This window comes from Halapricum salinum (assembly GCF_004799665.1).
GTDB lineage: Archaea > Halobacteriota > Halobacteria > Halobacteriales > Haloarculaceae > Halapricum > Halapricum salinum.
Window position 1 is genome coordinate 803,732 of record NZ_CP031310.1, and the last position, 15,233, is coordinate 818,964.

Annotated in this window: 20 protein-coding genes and 1 tRNA gene; 9 read left to right on the forward strand and 12 right to left on the reverse strand. The window is 64.8% G+C overall.

What is annotated here, in order from left to right; translation table 11 throughout:
- Positions 1-750 carry a nucleoside phosphorylase gene (locus tag DV733_RS03915; protein ID WP_049993887.1) on the forward strand — a complete coding sequence of 250 codons (750 nt, stop codon included), beginning with the start codon at positions 1-3 and terminating at the stop codon, positions 748-750.
- Between the two features lie 40 nt (positions 751-790).
- Here DV733_RS03915 and DV733_RS03920 read toward each other — a convergent pair whose 3' ends face one another.
- Together DV733_RS03920 and DV733_RS03925 are read right to left on the reverse strand one after the other, a co-directional pair.
- Entirely contained in the window at positions 791-1,687 is an 897-nt protein-coding gene (locus tag DV733_RS03920) for a Vms1/Ankzf1 family peptidyl-tRNA hydrolase (protein WP_049993888.1), read from the reverse strand.
- A 25-nt stretch (positions 1,688-1,712) separates the two neighbouring features.
- On the reverse strand, positions 1,713-2,075 hold the full coding sequence (locus tag DV733_RS03925; RefSeq protein WP_049993889.1) for a DUF5802 family protein: 363 nt from the start codon (positions 2,073-2,075) through the stop codon (positions 1,713-1,715).
- A gap of 227 nt (positions 2,076-2,302) precedes the next feature.
- Between DV733_RS03925 and DV733_RS03930 the strand changes: the two genes are divergently transcribed.
- Positions 2,303-3,220: a hypothetical protein gene (locus DV733_RS03930; RefSeq protein ID WP_049993890.1), complete on the forward strand. Its 918-nt coding sequence runs from the start codon at positions 2,303-2,305 to the stop codon at positions 3,218-3,220.
- 120 nt (positions 3,221-3,340) lie between these two features.
- Positions 3,341-3,994, forward strand: coding sequence for an ArsR family transcriptional regulator (locus tag DV733_RS03935; RefSeq protein WP_049993891.1), 654 nt, complete (start codon positions 3,341-3,343; stop codon positions 3,992-3,994).
- On the opposite strand, the gene DV733_RS03940 is transcribed toward DV733_RS03935, so the two are convergent.
- Positions 3,991-4,548, reverse strand: coding sequence for a hypothetical protein (locus DV733_RS03940; protein WP_049993892.1), 558 nt, complete (start codon positions 4,546-4,548; stop codon positions 3,991-3,993). The genes DV733_RS03935 and DV733_RS03940 overlap by 4 nt on opposite strands.
- Positions 4,549-4,661: 113 nt before the next feature.
- Here DV733_RS03940 and gatD point away from each other — a divergent pair, with 113 nt between their 5' ends.
- Positions 4,662-5,906, forward strand: coding sequence for a Glu-tRNA(Gln) amidotransferase subunit GatD (gene gatD, locus DV733_RS03945; protein WP_049993893.1), 1,245 nt, complete (start codon positions 4,662-4,664; stop codon positions 5,904-5,906).
- A gap of 20 nt (positions 5,907-5,926) precedes the next feature.
- Here gatD and DV733_RS03950 read toward each other — a convergent pair whose 3' ends face one another.
- Positions 5,927-6,253: a helix-turn-helix domain-containing protein gene (locus DV733_RS03950; protein WP_049993894.1), complete on the reverse strand. Its 327-nt coding sequence runs from the start codon at positions 6,251-6,253 to the stop codon at positions 5,927-5,929.
- A gap of 476 nt (positions 6,254-6,729) precedes the next feature.
- Here DV733_RS03950 and pyrF point away from each other — a divergent pair, with 476 nt between their 5' ends.
- Positions 6,730-7,563 carry an orotidine-5'-phosphate decarboxylase gene (pyrF, locus tag DV733_RS03955; protein WP_049993895.1) on the forward strand — a complete coding sequence of 278 codons (834 nt, stop codon included), beginning with the start codon at positions 6,730-6,732 and terminating at the stop codon, positions 7,561-7,563.
- Between the two features lie 53 nt (positions 7,564-7,616).
- The gene (locus DV733_RS03960; RefSeq protein ID WP_049993896.1) at positions 7,617-8,300 is read left to right on the forward strand and encodes a YIP1 family protein; all 684 of its coding nucleotides are present in this window, start codon (positions 7,617-7,619) and stop codon (positions 8,298-8,300) included.
- Here DV733_RS03960 and DV733_RS03965 read toward each other — a convergent pair.
- The gene (locus DV733_RS03965; protein WP_049993897.1) at positions 8,297-8,491 is read right to left on the reverse strand and encodes a zinc finger HIT domain-containing protein; all 195 of its coding nucleotides are present in this window, start codon (positions 8,489-8,491) and stop codon (positions 8,297-8,299) included. The two genes, DV733_RS03960 and DV733_RS03965, sit on opposite strands and share 4 nt — an antisense overlap.
- Positions 8,492-8,573: 82 nt before the next feature.
- Here DV733_RS03965 and DV733_RS03970 point away from each other — a divergent pair, with 82 nt between their 5' ends.
- The gene (locus tag DV733_RS03970; RefSeq protein ID WP_136342275.1) at positions 8,574-9,179 is read left to right on the forward strand and encodes a J domain-containing protein; all 606 of its coding nucleotides are present in this window, start codon (positions 8,574-8,576) and stop codon (positions 9,177-9,179) included.
- A 12-nt stretch (positions 9,180-9,191) separates the two neighbouring features.
- On the opposite strand, the gene DV733_RS03975 is transcribed toward DV733_RS03970, so the two are convergent.
- Positions 9,192-9,812: a nitroreductase family protein gene (locus DV733_RS03975; RefSeq protein ID WP_049993898.1), complete on the reverse strand. Its 621-nt coding sequence runs from the start codon at positions 9,810-9,812 to the stop codon at positions 9,192-9,194.
- Between the two features lie 250 nt (positions 9,813-10,062).
- On the opposite strand from DV733_RS03975, the gene DV733_RS03980 reads away from it, so the two are divergent.
- Positions 10,063-10,335 (forward strand): type II toxin-antitoxin system HicB family antitoxin, encoded by a 273-nt coding sequence (locus DV733_RS03980; protein WP_049993899.1) that lies wholly within the window; start codon positions 10,063-10,065, stop codon positions 10,333-10,335.
- On the forward strand, positions 10,336-10,587 hold the full coding sequence (locus tag DV733_RS03985; RefSeq protein ID WP_049993900.1) for a type II toxin-antitoxin system HicA family toxin: 252 nt from the start codon (positions 10,336-10,338) through the stop codon (positions 10,585-10,587).
- A 205-nt stretch (positions 10,588-10,792) separates the two neighbouring features.
- Here DV733_RS03985 and DV733_RS03990 read toward each other — a convergent pair.
- From DV733_RS03990 to DV733_RS04015, 6 genes are all read right to left on the reverse strand, one after another.
- Positions 10,793-10,864, reverse strand: a tRNA-Ala gene (locus DV733_RS03990).
- Between the two features lie 109 nt (positions 10,865-10,973).
- Positions 10,974-11,285, reverse strand: coding sequence for a 30S ribosomal protein S10 (rpsJ, locus tag DV733_RS03995; RefSeq protein WP_202594294.1), 312 nt, complete (start codon positions 11,283-11,285; stop codon positions 10,974-10,976).
- Positions 11,282-12,553 (reverse strand): translation elongation factor EF-1 subunit alpha, encoded by a 1,272-nt coding sequence (tuf, locus tag DV733_RS04000; RefSeq protein WP_049993902.1) that lies wholly within the window; start codon positions 12,551-12,553, stop codon positions 11,282-11,284. Before tuf ends, rpsJ begins: the two co-directional genes overlap by 4 nt.
- 198 nt (positions 12,554-12,751) lie before the next feature.
- Complete coding sequence (locus tag DV733_RS04005; protein WP_049993903.1) at positions 12,752-13,699, reverse strand: homoserine dehydrogenase; 948 nt, start codon at positions 13,697-13,699, stop codon at positions 12,752-12,754.
- Positions 13,699-14,232 (reverse strand): amino acid-binding protein, encoded by a 534-nt coding sequence (locus DV733_RS04010; RefSeq protein WP_049993904.1) that lies wholly within the window; start codon positions 14,230-14,232, stop codon positions 13,699-13,701. The genes DV733_RS04005 and DV733_RS04010 overlap by 1 nt, the downstream gene beginning before the upstream one ends.
- Before the next feature lie 86 nt (positions 14,233-14,318).
- The gene (locus DV733_RS04015) at positions 14,319-15,212 is read right to left on the reverse strand and encodes a DUF7537 family lipoprotein (protein WP_049993905.1); all 894 of its coding nucleotides are present in this window, start codon (positions 15,210-15,212) and stop codon (positions 14,319-14,321) included.
- Positions 15,213-15,233: the final 21 nt, after the last annotated feature.

Here is a 15,233-nt window from a genome sequence, read left to right on the forward strand (position 1 = left end):
ATGCCGTTCCCGAACTTCGAGGGGAAACACGACGCCCAGTCTGTCTTCACCCCCGAAGACCTGCTCGCTGGGGTCGAGGAGACGCTTCCGCCGGCGCTGGTCGTCTGCTATCAGGACGCCTTCTTCCGGGAGGTCGTCGAGACCTACACCGACGGGAACACGATCTCGGACGTCGGCATGGGCGATATCTACCGCGTGAACGACGACGTGGCCGTCATGGGCAACTTCGGTATCGGTGGACCGGCGACCGCGGGACTGGTCGAAGAGAAATCCGAACTCGGCGTCGAGGCGTTCTGCATCCTCGGTGGTGCCGGCTGTCTCGACCCGTCGATCACGCCCGACCAGCCCGTGGTCGCCACGCGAGCCATCCGGGACGAGGGAGCCTCCTATCACTACCAGCCGCCGGAGGCCCCCGCCGAACCGAGCCCGGCGCTCGTCGACTCTCTCAATTCCGAACTCGGCGCGGCGGGCCACCAGGTCGTCACCGGCTCTACCTGGACGACCGACGCGTTCTTCCGTGAGACCGTCCCGGAAGTCGAACACTACACCGAGCAGGGCGTCCTGACCGTCGAGATGGAAGCGGCGACGCTGTTTTCGGTCGCGGAGTACGTCGGCGTCGACGCCGCCGCGGTGTTCGCCATCGGCGACTACGTGACGGCAGACGATCGAACCGTCCCCGAGGCGAGTCTCGGACTCCTGCCCGAGTTGTTCGAGCCGGTCGTCGGGACGCTTTCGGCCAGCGTTCGGTGAGGTGCTTCAGGGCGCTCTCGGCCTGTGTCCGGGACGGAGATTAGATCCCGTACAGCGTGACGGTCCAAAACGAGTCGAAAGCGCTGTCGAGGGCCGCCTCTGGCTCGCCGGTGGCGTCGACAGCGGCGGTCGCGTCGGCTTCACGCGAGACTTCGTGCAGGACGCTCGACTCGCCGACGACGAACAGCGGCGCGTCTTCGGGACGTTCCTCCAGGGCCGCCCGACAGCGCTCCAGATGAGAGTCGATCTGACCCTCGCGGATGCGCTCGAACCGCGACTGTGAGAACCCGCCCTTGGAGTGTTTGCTCTTGAGGTCGCTGTCGAAGCCGTGGAAGGCTGTCTGTTCGCCACCCTCGTAGACGCCCATCGCGAACAGGTCCGAGCGGACGAGTGCGAGCGTGTATTCGCCCGTGGGTTCGAGCCACGACCGCTGGAGTTCGACGCCGTCGCTCCACGTGCTGAAGGCCTCGGGTGAGTTCGGCAGGTCGAACGCCGCCGAGACGAGCCCGGCGTCGTCGGCGACCGCCAGACAGGGAGCGGCCCGCGAGACCAGTGTCGCCCGTTCGCCGAAGGCCTCTCTGACTGGCTGTGGGATCTCCCGGCCGTCGGTGAGCACGGCCGTCAAGACGCTCTCGGGCCCACTGTCGATCGATTCGAGGCGATCGAGGATCCGCGAGAGACGGACGCCGGAGACCTCCTCGCGGCGGCGATAGTCGAGGGTATGTTCCTCGCCCTGGAGGCGTTCGACGCGGTCCTCGAGTTGGGTGATCCGGTCTTCGAGTTCGTTCACGCGGCGCTCGGCGTCCTGTCTGTCCGTCACGGCCTCCTTGCGACGGCGCTGTTCGGCTTCCAACTGTTCTTCGAGCGACTGTTTCTCGGCTTCGAGCGTCTCGATCCGCTCTTTGAGGGCGGCGCGGCCGAGCAACTCGTCGAGCATGAGCGAACCCGCGTCGCGGAGGGGCTTAAATCCCGGTCTGACCGGGCACCGACGCTTCGATATCGAGCAACTGGACGGCCCGGTCGGCTTTCGCCAGGAACACCTCCCGGAGGGCGGGCGGGTTGCGGATGCGCGAGTCTGCGTCGACGATCTCCGGCGGAACGGCCAGCGTGTCGGCCGGCACACCCCCCTCACCGTGGACGGGGAAGTGACGCGTCCCCAGTTTCATTACCAGCGGGAGATCTGTCCGTGATACCCCTGTCTCTTCGGCGTACAACTGCGTGGAGACCTGTTCGTACTGCTCGCGACACATCGCTGGTGAGCCCTCGTCCTGTGGCTCGACGTACAACCGCCCGAGGTAGTACCCCCGGGAGAACTGTTCGAACATACTGTGCGTGTGGATGTCTCACACGACGACTGATAAGTGTTCCGCGCAACGTTTGTGTCGGCGGACAATTCCAGCAGTGACTGACCCCGCCGACGAAGAAGAACACGGTCATACATTGAGAGCGAGATTTAAACGCTGATTCGCGATCTAGGCTCGTCTCGACAGGATTTGAACGGTTCGAACGAAAGTTCGGGTTTTTATTGGGGAGGGAAGTAGTGTGTGGTACGATGGGTGCCCGGCAGCGAGTCACGATCCTGGCGGTGGTGCTGGTAGCGGTCGCCGGGATGGTCGCACCGGCGATCGCTGCACAGGAGACTGCGCCGCCAGGCCCCGATCCGGTAGAACCGACGTCGGATGCTCCACTCACAGACGCTTTCGTAGTCGAGACGACCACGAACGAGACGACCGACCAGGCGACAAACGAGAGCGAAAACGAGACCGCGCCGCTGGGGAGCCAGATCAGCGCGTTCATGCAGTCGTCCTCGGTGACGGCCGACGAGAGCGTCGAGAGTGGGATGTGGCAGGCCCGGTTCGAGACGGCCAATCAATCGAACCAGTCGACGATGATCGATCGACGGACGGGAGTTCTGGAGACGCGATTGGATGAGCTACGAGGCGAGCTGACGACGCTGAACACTTCGGAGACGCCCGGACTGACCGACGTCAGTCACGCGGGCCGGGTGGCCTCGTTGACGGCTCGGATCAACGCGCTCGAATCGACGCTCAACCAAACGTCCACTGTCGCGGCCGAGGCTGGGGTCAACCATACCAGACTCGACCGACTCAGGGAGAACGCCTCGGCGCTGAACGGCCGAGCAGTCTCGGAGATCGCTCGTGGCCTCACTGTCGTCGAGAATCCAGGCCGTGGCCCGCCCGAAGATCGGGGGCCACCGGGCGATCGAAACCCCGGGAACGGCGAGGGGCCGGGAAACGACCAGGGCCCGCCAGCGAACGGTAACGAGTCCGAAAGCGGTGACGACCCACCCGCTGAGCCAGGGCCGCCTGCTGAACCCGGGCCACCGAAGGAAGACGAACCAGGAAACGGGCAAGATCCGTCGAGCGGCAACGGGCCACCACACGACGCAGACGAGAAGGATGCAGGGAGCGAGGGATCAGGCCCACCCGGGACCGTCTCCGGGCCCTAGAACGAGGTCACGGGAGTCCGCTCGTGATAATGCTGACATCCAGACGCTATTCGCTATCCAACGTCAGTTCCGTCCCCGCCCCCGATATCGTTATATACGAAGAGCAGTTACGTTAGGTAAATGGACTCCGCCGAACTGCTGGACCTCCTCGGGAACGCCAACCGGCGGCGGATCCTCCGACTGCTGGCTCGCAAGCCGTGTTACGTCACGGAGATTAGCGAGTACCTGGGCGTGAGTCCCAAGGCCGTCATCGACCACCTGCGAAAACTCGAATCCGCGGGGCTGATCGAGAGTCGCGTCGACGAACAGCGCCGGAAGTATTTCTATATCTCGCGCGGGTTCCGTCTGGAGGTGGCAGTGTCGCCCTATGACTTCGGGACAAAGAGCGCCTACCCCGCGAGTTCGGGACTGGACCTGACGAGCTGTCGACACCTCTCGATCGACGTCGAACCGACCGAAACGTCGGATCTGTCCGCACTGGCGGCCGACCTCAGGCGGTTCGAACGACTTCGAAACGAACTGTCGCTGGCCCAGCGGTGGGTGCAGGGTCGGCTGACCGACGTCATGGAACAACTCGGCGAGGCAGTCGACGACGGCGATTCCCGTCTGACGGTCGAAATCCTGCTCGAACTGGCCGACGGAAGCGCGAGCGCACAGGCGCTGAGCCGCCGGGTCGACGCGCCGCCGCCGCTGGTCGAGGAACTGTTGCGATTGCTCGCCTCGCGTGGCGTCGTCGAGCGGCAGGACGACGAGTGGGCGCTGGCAGACGTCTAGATCTCTTTGGTCAGCCCCGAGCGGAAGTCCCGCCCGAAGTAGTAGCCAGCGACGCCAGCGAGGGCGCTCGCGCCGGCGCCGAGTGCGATCATCGGAGCGCCGACACCGAGTAATGTCAGCGTCAGGTTGCTGAGCAACGCCGTGATCGCGCCAGTGAACAGCGTCGCGGTCACGACCTCGAAGTAGTGACGCTCGCTGCTGCCGGCGCCGAGTGCGAACCCGGCTCCGAGGACGCCGAGCAGTCCCCCGATGTTGTCCGGGAGTATCGGGATGAATCCACCGGCGAGAAACGAGAAGACGACTGTCAATACGAGCGTGAGGGTGAACGCCTCGACCGAGAAGAGACTGCCGAGACGGTCGCTGATCCGGCCCCGAATCCCGCCACCGCTGTCGGTCTGGGTGGCCGGGCCCTCTTCGACAGCCCCGACGTCCGAGCCGAACTCGGTCCCGAACTCCGAGCTGAAGTCCGACTGGACGCCTGTCTCGTCCAGCGTCGGATCGAGATCGGCACTGACGTCCCGGTCACGGGTCCGCTGATCCGTTCGCTCGGCCATACAATCCTGTCGTCTCTCCAGGGACATGGGTTTTTTCCTCGTGTTCAGGAGTGGTAGATCTCGCGCCCGTTCGAAAAGATGGTTTCAAGTCCGGGCGAGCGGTATCGAGATCCATGAACCCAGGCGATCGGATCCGCGTCGACCGCGGCGAGCAGTCCTACGACGGTGTCGTGCTGCCCTCCTCGACGCCCCAGCACCTCGTGGTGAAACTCGACAGCGGCTACAACGTCGGTGTCGACCGCGACGCTGCCGAGATCGAAATACTCGACGAAGACGTCTACGACGTCGAGAGTGCCCAGACCGAGCAGAGCCAGTCGGAGATCACCTTCGACGAAGATCTCCCGACCGTGTCGCTCATCTCCACCGGCGGCACGATCGCCTCGACGGTCGACTATCGGACCGGAGCCGTCACGGCACAGTTCGACGCCGAGGACGTTCTCCGGGCCGTGCCCGAACTCGCCGGCATGGCCAACTACCGCGGGCGCGTCGTCGCGAACATCCTCTCTGAGAACATGACGCCCGACGTCTGGCAGGATCTCGCGCAGGCAATCTACGAGGAGATCGAGGCCGGCGCGGACGGCGTCGTCGTCATGCACGGCACCGACACCATGCAGTTTTCGGCGAGCGCGATGGCGTTCATGCTCGATTCGCCCGTACCGATCGTCTTCACCGGCAGCCAGCGCTCTGCGGATCGGCCCTCCTCGGACAACGTGATGAACGCCGTCTGCGCCGTCGAGACCGCGACGAGCGACGCCGCCGAGGTCATGATCTGCATGCACGCCGACGAAAGTGACGACGCCTGTGCGCTCCACCGCGGGACCCGCGTCCGGAAGAATCACACCTCCCGCCGGGACGCCTTCGAGACCGTCGGCGCGAAACCGCTCGGAGAAGTCGACTACGACACTCGCGAGGTCTCGTTCCGCCGCGAGTATCGCGAGCGCGGCACGGTCGACCTCGCACTTCACGACGACATCGAAACCGACGTCGAACTCGTGAAGTTCACGCCCGGTTGTGATCCCGCGGTACTCGAAGTCTTCGACGACAAGGCGGGAATCGTGCTGGAGGGCACGGGATTAGGGCACGTCAACACCGACTGGATCGAGTACGTCGACGACCTCACGAGTTCGGGGACCGACGTCGTCATGACCAGCCAGTGTCTCGAAGGGCGGGTCTGTGATCGCGTCTACGATACAGGTCGTGACCTGCTCGACGCCGGCGTCATCGAAGGCGAGGACATGCTGCCCGGGACGGCCAAGGTCAAACTGATGTGGGCGCTTTCGAACGCCGAGGACATTCCCGAGACGATGGGGACGAGTCTAGCTGGCGAGATTCAGGATCGGTCTGTTCCGTGGACCTGACGCGGATCGTTCGTACTGTCTCACCAGAACGCTTCGAGTGTGCGCTCGACGAGCCGTGATTCGGCGCGCCGAAGCAGTGTCGAGGCAGTCGAGACGGCACAGTCGAGTTCACGCGCCACAGTTTCGATGTCGCCGGTCCGCGGGACCTCGTAATAGCCGACTTCGCGTGCGGCCTCGACAGCTTCTCGCTGGCGATCCGTCAGCGGCGTGGTCACGGCACGGTCGTACGAGCCGACGTCCAGAACCTCGACGTCGAGGAGACGTACGCTGCCGGCGTGTGCTATCGCGCCGTGGCGCAGAAACCCTGACCGGGATGGCTGTATGAATAGTGAGAGGGTGTTCGGCATGCGCTAGCTCGCTCTCCGTAGCGAGCCCCAACCAGAGAGGGACCGGAGGTCCCTCAAGCAGTCGACGCACAGCGCCGACGACTCCGAGCCTGTCGGGGCTTTCTGAGTGTTCTCCACGGTATCGTCCCAGAAAGCCCCCGGACGCTCGACTCGGGGGACTCGCTGCGCTCCTCGCCTCGCTACGCTCGGCTGCGGTGCTTACGTCGTCCGCCATCGTCGAGCGTCCGGCCCCTTTCAGTCCTGAAAGACTCGCGACGCTCGTCTTTCAACCCTCGCCTCACTTCGTTCGGCTCAGTCCCACCCACAGCACCACACCCTCCCCAGCCGACTCCCTCACTCGCGGCGCTCGTTCGGTCGTCCCTCGCACGCCGCCGCCTCGCGATGAAACGCGAGCCAGCGCGCGCCACATCGTCTGGATCATCGTGTTCGATATCTAGAGAGCAATCTTTGAGTAGCCCCCCCTCCACCCATCGGCAATGACCTTCTTCGACCGACTCGCCGACCGAATCGAGACGGTAGATAGCGTCGTCTCGGTCGGCCTCGACCCCGACCCAGGCCGCCTGCCCGAGCACGTCGCCGAGGCCGACCTGCCGCGCTGGCAGTTCAACAGGCGAATCATCGACGCGACCCACGAACACGCCGCCTGCTACAAGCCAAATGCGGCCTTCTACGAAGACGGAGACGGCTGGCGTGCACTCGAAGAGACCATCGCCTACGCCCACGGGAAGGGGGTCCCGGTCCTGCTCGACGCCAAGCGAGGAGACATCGGCAACACGGCCCGCCAGTACGCCAGCGCGCTCGATTCAGGCGGCCTGGACGCCGACGCGATCACCGTCAACCCCTACATGGGCCGCGATTCCCTGGAGCCGTTCCTCCAGCGTGAGCAGAAGGGCGTGTTCGTGCTCTGTCGGACCTCGAATCCTGGCGGTGCAGACCTCCAGAATCTCGAACTCGACTCCGGGGAGCCACTCTACGAGCGCGTCGCCGCCGTCGCGGACCTGTGGAACGCCAATGGAAACGTCGGGCTCGTCGTCGGCGCGACCAACCCCGAAGAGCTCGAAGCGATCCGCGATGTCGTCCCGGACATCCCCTTCCTCGTTCCAGGCGTCGGGGCCCAGGGCGGGGACGCCGAGGCGGCCGTCGAGCACGGACTGGCCGACCGCAGTGCGGGGGTCGACGTCGGCCTCGTGAACTCCTCGCGGGGAATCATCTTCGCGGGCGAGGACGCCCAACGCGGCGAGCAGGCGTACTTCCGGGCCGCCGGGCAGGCCGCCAAGCAGCTCAAACGGCGGCTCAACCAGTTCCGATAGCGCGAACCCGGTAACGCGAGGATTTTTGCCGACCCCAGACGACCACCCAGCCAGTGCCACTGCGACAGTTGCTGGTCGACCCAGCAGGATTTTTCGCGGCCGAACGGGACACGTGGCTCGGCGCCGGGCTGGCAGTCGGAACGCTCTGTCTGCTCGCGCTCGCGAGTCTTCTCGTCCCCATCGCAATCCTCGTGAGCACAGGGAAAGATCTGGGTATCGCCGAGTCGTTTCCCGCAGTGCGGTACGTCGCCGGCGAGGCGGCGTTCGTCCTCGACGGGCGCTCGCTGGGCGTTCTCGCCGTCGTCACGCTCGCACCGGTCCCGATCGTCGCCGGCTTCGCGCTGTGCTTTCACCTGCTGTCCTGGCCCGTCGCCTCGCGAGGATCGCTCGGCGAGACGGCCCGCGTCACCGCCTGGGGGGCGCTCCCACTGGCGATCGCCAACGCCCTGACCCTGGTGGGGACGCTGCTCGTGATCCCCCAGACGGTCGACGACCTGGGGTACGCCTACGTCACGCTCACTGGGCGGACGATCGTCCAGCACTCAGACCCGACCCTCGTGTTGCTCCTGGCGAACCTCCTCGGAGTCGCCTGCGTCTGCTGGGCTGCCGTGGTCTGGATACGTGGACTCGAACGCGTCCGCGGCTGTTCGATGTGGCAGGCAGCCCTCGTCGTTGGTATCCCAGTCGCGCTCGCAGTTGCGATCAACGCCCCGAACCTGCTGTACGGCTTTCTCTAGAGTTGGAACGTGTCGAAATCCTCGCCTTCGCTGGGTTCGTGCTCTTGCGACGGCCCCCTCGCGGGCGCACACCGCATGCAAGCTCCGAACTCCTCGTCGAAGTGCTTCTCACAGACGACCGCCCCACACTGTGGGCAACTGTACTCGGCCGTCCGGTTCTCGCAAATCTCACAGAGGCCCGTGACGCTCATGGCAGTCGATAGCACACGAGAGCGTTTAGGCTTTGGCTGCCGGCGGCGAGACGCTTACGGGACTGGCGACCCAAGGCGAGTCGTGGACGAATCGCGGCTCCTGCTCGGGATGGCAGCAGTGTTCGCCGGGACGACGGTCCTCTTTGCGATGTTCGGGATCGTCTACAGTCCCGTCTTGCTCGTCGTAGCCGCGCTGTTCGGCGTCGTGACGTACCTCTTCTGGACACATGGCACCGGCCGACTGGCCGCTCGCGTCTACGAGCGCGTCGAGCGCCAGGCCGCCAGTAACGCTGGAGGGAAACGTCGACGAACTACCGACCAGCGCCGTGGATCCGGCAGCCGTCAGCGCCGCGCTGGCGACGGCGGCTTCGGGGCCGGTCCACGCGAGGAGTGGATTCCACCAGGAGAGCGCCGTCGCGGTAGCCAGCGCGGGCGACAGCAATCAGATCCGAGCCAGCGCCGTCGAGAAACTGGCCGAGACCCGCGCGGCCGCGCGCCGCGTAGTTCCGACGGGCCGACTGCCGCCGAGGCCTACCGGACGCTCGGACTCGATCCCGACGCCGACCAGCAGGCGATCAAGCAGGCCTACCGCAAGAAAGTCAAGACCGTTCATCCCGACACCGACGGTGGCGACGAGGAGCGATTCAAAGAAGTCAAAGCCGCCTACGAACGACTCAGTGAGGACTGACCGAAACCGAAATCAGTCGAAGCTTCCGCGGAAAGTGAGGTCCTCGAGCGACTTCCGGTCGCTCGGCTGTTCCCGTTCCTGCAACTCCTCGGGCAGTGTCTCGGCATCGGCGCGCTGGCCGACCGCGACCATCGCCTCGGCGTCGAACTCCTCGGCTGGCACGTCGAGCGTGTCGTGGATCGATCCCCAGTCGAAGCCGGCCATCGGGTGGACCGCCAACTCGCGCCGCGTGGCCTCCAGCGCGAAGTTCTGCCACGCAGCGCCCGTATCGAACGACCGCGTCGTGGCTTCCTCGCCGTTGTGTTCGAGCGTCCGCTTCGAAAAGAGGGCCACGAGCGCGCCCGCGTCCTCGGCCCACGTCCGGTTGGCGTCGTTCAGCAGTCCGAGCAGCGTCTCGAAAGTCTCGTCCTCGCGTGTCGCGTAGACGAACCGCCAGTGCTGGTTGTTGAACGCCGAGGGCGCCCAGCGGGCAGCCTCGAACAGCGCGAACAGTTCCTCCTCGTCGACGACCTCGCCCGTCATCGCCCGCGGCGACCAGCGATTGACGAACAGCGGATCGACGTCGTGCTCGCGTGTTCGGTGTTCGGCGACCTCGTCTCGAAGCTCGGCGACCTGTCGGTGTTGCTGTTGCATCAGTTTCTCCTACGGTCTCCACCTACATGTATTGAGTTAGACAATAGTGTTACCGGGTGACGTCGATACCAGTGGGATAGAGCATAGCACGGTCTGCTCGAATCTTCGCTCGAACGATCAGAGGTGCGTCGCTCGCGAGTTGCGAGCGACAGTAAATATGGACTCGCGGGGATTTGAAGATTACACGAAATCGTACACGGTTGTGCGTGTGCCGAAAGCTTATCTGCGAAGTCGGCCCTAATTTGGAGTAATGGCGAGCTCCACGCGCGACCCCGATGCTGATCACGAGGACGAGATCAGAATGTGGCGAGGGGACGACGGGTGGGTCATCACCGATATCGAGACTGGCGTCACGACGCAGGGTGAGACTCGCGAGGAAGCGCTGGAGATGCTCGACGAAGCCGTCGCGCTTCACAAGGGGGAGATTGGACGGGAACCCACCGATGAAGAACTCCGGGAACTCGGTATCGACCCGGAAGACAACACGACCGGTGACGCCGAACTCCCGGACTTTATACAATAGATGGGGCGACGAACGTTCTCCGGCATGGAGGTCGTGAAGGCGCTGGTAAACGTCGGCGGCTTCGAATGGCGACGGATGAACGGTGACCACGCCCAGTTGTACTACGAGCATCCGACCAACGAAGACGACAGGCGACAGGTCACTGTCCCGCTGCACGACGAACTCCGGACCGGGGCGTTGCGAAATATCGCCGAGAGTGCCGGAGCCAACGACTTCGAAGCCTTCTGTGAGTGGATCGACCATCACGCATGAAACCACTCCGCTATCAGGTGGTTCGATCTATGCATGTATACGTGGTATCACGCAGCGAGCCGAAGGCTCGCGAGGAAACCCGAAGGAGGAAGAAGCGGTAGTGGACCACCGAAAGACCCACTCCGTTCGTCTTTCGAGCTCTCACTCGCTCACGGGACGCTGGCACACGCTACGCGGTGCTCGCCGAGTTGTTCGCGAGAGAATATGGACCGGCGGGGATTTGAACCCCGGGCCTCTTCCTTGCGAAGGAAGCGATCTGCCACTGATCTACCGGCCCGCGTATCATATCCCACGAAACGCAGGCGTTTGAATGAACCGATTCCCCCTGCGCGTGAGACGCATCGAAAGACGAGTCGTCCGACCGTCACACTCGCGGCGGCGAGTGCTCAGTCCTCGAGGACGATTTCGATGGAGACGTCGTTCGGGACCTGAATGCGCATCAGCTGGCGCAGCGCCCGTTCGTCGGCGTCGATGTCGATCAGCCGCTTGTGGACGCGCATCTCCCAGTGTTCCCACGTCGCGGTCCCCTCACCGTCGGGGGACTTGCGAGTGGGCACTTCCAGCGTCTTGGTCGGCAGCGGGACGGGCCCGCTGAGCTTGACGCCGGTCTTGTTCGCGATCTCGCGAACGTCGTCGCAGATGTCGTCCAGATCCTCGGGACTGGTGCCCGCGAGTCGAACGCGTGCTTGCTGCATTATTCGCGCTCGGTGACGCTCAGGACCTTCCCTGCCGCGATGGTCTGACCCATGTCACGGATGGCGAAGGAACCGAGCTCCGGAATCTCGCTGGACGGCTCGATGCTGAGCGGCTTCTGCGGTCGGACGGTCACGACTGCAGCGTCACCCGACTGGATGAAGTCGGGGTTCTCCTCGGCGACCTCGCCGGAGGAGGGGTCGATCTTCTTGTCGATGGACTCGACGGTACAGGCGACCTGTGCCGTGTGGGCGTGGAAGACCGGCGTGTAGCCGGCGGTGATCACGCTGGGGTGCTGCATGACGACGATCTGGGCCTGGAAGGTTTCCGCGACCGTCGGCGGGTCGTCGGCCGGACCACAGACGTCACCGCGTCGGATGTCGTCCTTACCGATGCCACGAACGTTGAACCCGACGTTGTCACCGGGGCCCGCGCTCGGGACTTCCTCGTGGTGCATCTCGACGGTCTTGACCTCGCCGCCGACATCGCTGGGCTGGAAGCTCACGTTGTCGCCGGGGGACATCGTCCCCGTCTCGATCCGTCCGACCGGGACAGTCCCGATACCGGAGATCGTGTAGACGTCCTGGATGGGGAGTCGCAGCGGCGCGTCCGTCGGCGGCTGGGGCTCCGGCAGGTTGTTGAGCGCTTCCAGCAGGGTATCGCCATCGTACCAGGGTGTGTTCTCCGAGGTTTCGGAAACGTTGTCGCCCTCGAAGGCGGAGGTCGGAATGAAGCTCGCGTCGTCGGTGTCGAACGCGACCTGCTTGAGCAGCTGCTTGACCTCTTCGACGACCGACTTGTAGTCGGATTCGCTGTAGTCGACGAGGTCCATCTTGTTGACGGCGACGATGAGCTCGTCGATACCCAGCGTCTTCGAGAGGAAGACGTGTTCCTGAGTCTGCGGCTGCACACCGTCGTCGGCCGCGACGACGAGCACAGCGTTGTCGGCCTGGCTCGCGCCAGTGATCATGTTCTTGACGAAGTCGCGGTGGCCCGGACAGTCGACGATGGTGAAGTAGTACTCGTCGGTGTCGAACTCCTGGTGGGCGATGTCGATGGTGACACCGCGCTCTCGCTCTTCGGCGAGGTTGTCCATGACGTAGGCGAACTCGAAGCCGCCTTTGCCCTTCTCTTCGGCTTCCTCTCGGTACTGCTCGATGACGTGCTCCGGCACGCTCCCTGTCTCGAACAGGAGGCGGCCGACCATCGTACTCTTTCCGTGGTCAACGTGGCCGATTACGGCCAGGTTCTGGTGCGGTTTGTCCTCACTCATTGGTATCTCACGCGCAGAGGCGCTGTGTCGGAATCTTTCGGCAGAAGCAATTAAAACCGTTTCGATACGCCGCAGGATCGATCCCGACGCTGTCTTGCGTTTTGGCAACTGGTGTCACGCCCGGTGCACGATTGGCGTCGCTGACGGGCCAACGTCGAAAAAACGGATCAAGTGCACGGAGCGGAAAGGGCGGTCCAGCTATTCGAGGCGACCGACGTCCGCCAGCACCGCTGTCGCCGTCTCGGGACCTCCTGCGCCACGACCGCTGACGTTCAGCCGGCCGGCGTTCTCGGTTTCGAGCTGGACGATGTTGCGGGTTCCGTCGGGCGCGAGGTCGCTATCCCGGGGGACGAGCCGCGGTCCGACCCGGACTTCACCACCGGACACCTCGCCGATCAGGCGGATCGTCCGACCGTCTTCCTGGGCGAGTTCGAGCGCGCTCGGCGGGATATCCTCGATTCCTTCGACGATCGCGTCGTCGAGCGTGTACTCGCGCGCGCCCTGGGAGAGTACGTTCGCGACGATGACACACTTCAGCGCGGCGTCGGTCCCCTCGACGTCGAAGGAGGGATCGGCTTCGGCGACGCCCAGATCCTGGGCTTCCGCGAGCACGTGCTCGTACCCTAATCCTTCGGCTGCCATCCGCGAGAGGATGAAGTTCGCCGTGCCATTCAAAATGCCGCGCGCGGCCGAGATTTTTCCTGGGCCGTAATCTTCGATCGTCGAGAGCACGGGAATGGCGCCGCCGACGGTCGCCTCGAAGCGAACCTCGCCGTCGCTCTCGGCGGCGAGAGCCATCACGTCGGCGTACCGTTCGGCGACCGGGCCCTTGTTCGCGAGCACGACGTGTCGATCCCGCTCCAGGGCGGCCTTAACGTGGCCGAAACCGGGCTGGGCGTCGCCCAGCGTCGTCGGCGTCGCCTCGACGAGGACGTCGTAGTCGGCCTCCAGCGCCGCCTCGGGGTCGGCCGTGCCGACAGCCCCCTCCGCCTCCTTGCGGTCGAGGACGGCCGCGACATCGAGTCCGTCTGGATCGACCGCGGCCGAAGAAGAGTCGGCCATGGCGGTGACGCGATGGCCGTAGTCACTGGCGAGGTCGGCGACGGATCGGCCGACGACGCCCGAGCCGACGATGGTGAGATCCATCAGGCCTCACCCCCTGCTGCGAGCGGCTCGATGACACGGAGGTCCTTCTCGTCGGCGACCACCCGGACGGCCGACAGCGTCGACTCGACCGACCCCTGCTCGGTCGCGAGCCGGACCCGCGCACTGGAGACGTCGTCGGCGCCCTTCGGTGCGGAGAGCGAGAGATCGGTGACTCGGCCCTCGGTCTCGTCGCGCAGGCGCGAGAGCGTATCCGAGAGGTCGGTGTTGACCAGGTGCCCTATCAGGACGACAGTGAGTTCGGCGCTGTAGCGTTCCTGGCCGGCCTGGATGACGTTGACGCCGGCGTCCTGAAGAGCGTTGACGATATCGTCGAAGCGTTCGGGCGTCGCTTCCAGATCGACCTCGACGGGGATGTGTCCCCGGGGTGTGACGTTGCCACGCTCGTGGAAGATCGAGAGGAGATTCCCGCCGTTGTTGGCGATCGGTTCCAGAGCTCGCAGGAGTTCGCCGGGCTCGTCGACGAGCTCCAGCCGGACTGTGTAGGCCCGGACCGTCTCCGCACGGTCGCTCATCGGTCCATCACCCCGAGAGAGGCAACGCTCATAGTGTGCGTCACTGACGCCGCTCGCCTATAAGAAACCAGCCATTCGAGCCGGATTCAGGACGCTTCCTGCTGGCTGATCGCCGTGTCGACCCACGGCGGACGCTCGACAGTGACCTCGCCCGTGGACAACGAGAACGTGACCCGTCGTTCGATCGTTCCGGTGACGCCGTCTTCAGTCGCAGTGACGCGGACCCGGACCGACGCCTCGTGGACGAGACCACGCTCGTCGACGATCACGGTCCCCTCTGCGATATCGACTGTCCCGTTCTCGGGGATCTGACTCTGGTTCACCGCCGTGAGTTCGTAGCGGACCAGCGTGCGATCATCGCGTTCGACCGCCGCGACTGGCTCGTACGAACCGATGCGGAAGACCTCCCGCAGGTCGGAGCCGAACTGGACGCTCTGATCGAACGGCTGGGCGTCGCGGACGCGATACTCGGTTTCGTCGTTCTGGACGAGTCGGGAGACGGTGGTGGTGCCGTTGTTGTAGCCGGCGCTCTCGCGGCGTTGCGGGGACTCCTGTCGGTTCGAGAACTCGACCAGGGAGGTCAAGATTCGCTGCTCGTCGGCGTCGACCCGGACCGTCACGTTCTCGGTGTAGCGTCCGGATCGATTCGCCGTTCCCTCCCAGGTCGTCCCGTTGTACTGTCCGGTGAAGTCGAGGCCGGTCAGTGCGTCGTTGTGGGCCGCGATCAGCGCCGTCGTGTTGGAGATGCCGTCGGCGCTCGTGCCGGGTGGATAGCTGACCTCCGAGAGCGGGATCGACGTCCCGGTTCTGGTAGGGGTAGCCGTCTCCGTACTATCTGGGGTCGCTCCAGTGGTCGATATCGGCTGGGCGACGGTGCTGTCGGTCGGCTCGTCGCTGGGCGTGTCGGTCCCGCCGCCGCTACAGCCCGCGAGCACGAGCAGGACCGAGAGCGCGATCGCGACGACAACGCGGTTCGACATATCTGATACTGTGTTCGAACT

What these genes read in the sequence shown, in the direction of transcription:
- pyrF (WP_049993895.1), top strand. Translation starts at nt 6,730, where the DNA reads ATGACCTTCTTCGACCGACTCGCCGACCGAATCGAGACGGTAGATAGC.
- DV733_RS04015 (WP_049993905.1), bottom strand. Translation starts at nt 15,212, where the DNA reads ATGTCGAACCGCGTTGTCGTCGCGATCGCGCTCTCGGTCCTGCTCGTG.
- DV733_RS04005 (WP_049993903.1), bottom strand. Translation starts at nt 13,699, where the DNA reads ATGGATCTCACCATCGTCGGCTCGGGCGTCGTCGGCCGATCCGTCGCC.
- DV733_RS03975 (WP_049993898.1), bottom strand. Translation starts at nt 9,812, where the DNA reads ATGCAACAGCAACACCGACAGGTCGCCGAGCTTCGAGACGAGGTCGCC.
- DV733_RS03935 (WP_049993891.1), top strand. Translation starts at nt 3,341, where the DNA reads ATGGACTCCGCCGAACTGCTGGACCTCCTCGGGAACGCCAACCGGCGG.
- DV733_RS03920 (WP_049993888.1), bottom strand. Translation starts at nt 1,687, where the DNA reads ATGCTCGACGAGTTGCTCGGCCGCGCCGCCCTCAAAGAGCGGATCGAG.
- DV733_RS03980 (WP_049993899.1), top strand. Translation starts at nt 10,063, where the DNA reads ATGGCGAGCTCCACGCGCGACCCCGATGCTGATCACGAGGACGAGATC.
- DV733_RS03925 (WP_049993889.1), bottom strand. Translation starts at nt 2,075, where the DNA reads ATGTTCGAACAGTTCTCCCGGGGGTACTACCTCGGGCGGTTGTACGTC.
- DV733_RS04010 (WP_049993904.1), bottom strand. Translation starts at nt 14,232, where the DNA reads ATGAGCGACCGTGCGGAGACGGTCCGGGCCTACACAGTCCGGCTGGAG.
- gatD (WP_049993893.1), top strand. Translation starts at nt 4,662, where the DNA reads ATGAACCCAGGCGATCGGATCCGCGTCGACCGCGGCGAGCAGTCCTAC.
- tuf (WP_049993902.1), bottom strand. Translation starts at nt 12,553, where the DNA reads ATGAGTGAGGACAAACCGCACCAGAACCTGGCCGTAATCGGCCACGTT.
- DV733_RS03930 (WP_049993890.1), top strand. Translation starts at nt 2,303, where the DNA reads ATGGGTGCCCGGCAGCGAGTCACGATCCTGGCGGTGGTGCTGGTAGCG.
- DV733_RS03915 (WP_049993887.1), top strand. Translation starts at nt 1, where the DNA reads ATGCCGTTCCCGAACTTCGAGGGGAAACACGACGCCCAGTCTGTCTTC.
- DV733_RS03950 (WP_049993894.1), bottom strand. Translation starts at nt 6,253, where the DNA reads ATGCCGAACACCCTCTCACTATTCATACAGCCATCCCGGTCAGGGTTT.
- DV733_RS03940 (WP_049993892.1), bottom strand. Translation starts at nt 4,548, where the DNA reads ATGGCCGAGCGAACGGATCAGCGGACCCGTGACCGGGACGTCAGTGCC.
- DV733_RS03965 (WP_049993897.1), bottom strand. Translation starts at nt 8,491, where the DNA reads ATGAGCGTCACGGGCCTCTGTGAGATTTGCGAGAACCGGACGGCCGAG.
- DV733_RS03985 (WP_049993900.1), top strand. Translation starts at nt 10,336, where the DNA reads ATGGGGCGACGAACGTTCTCCGGCATGGAGGTCGTGAAGGCGCTGGTA.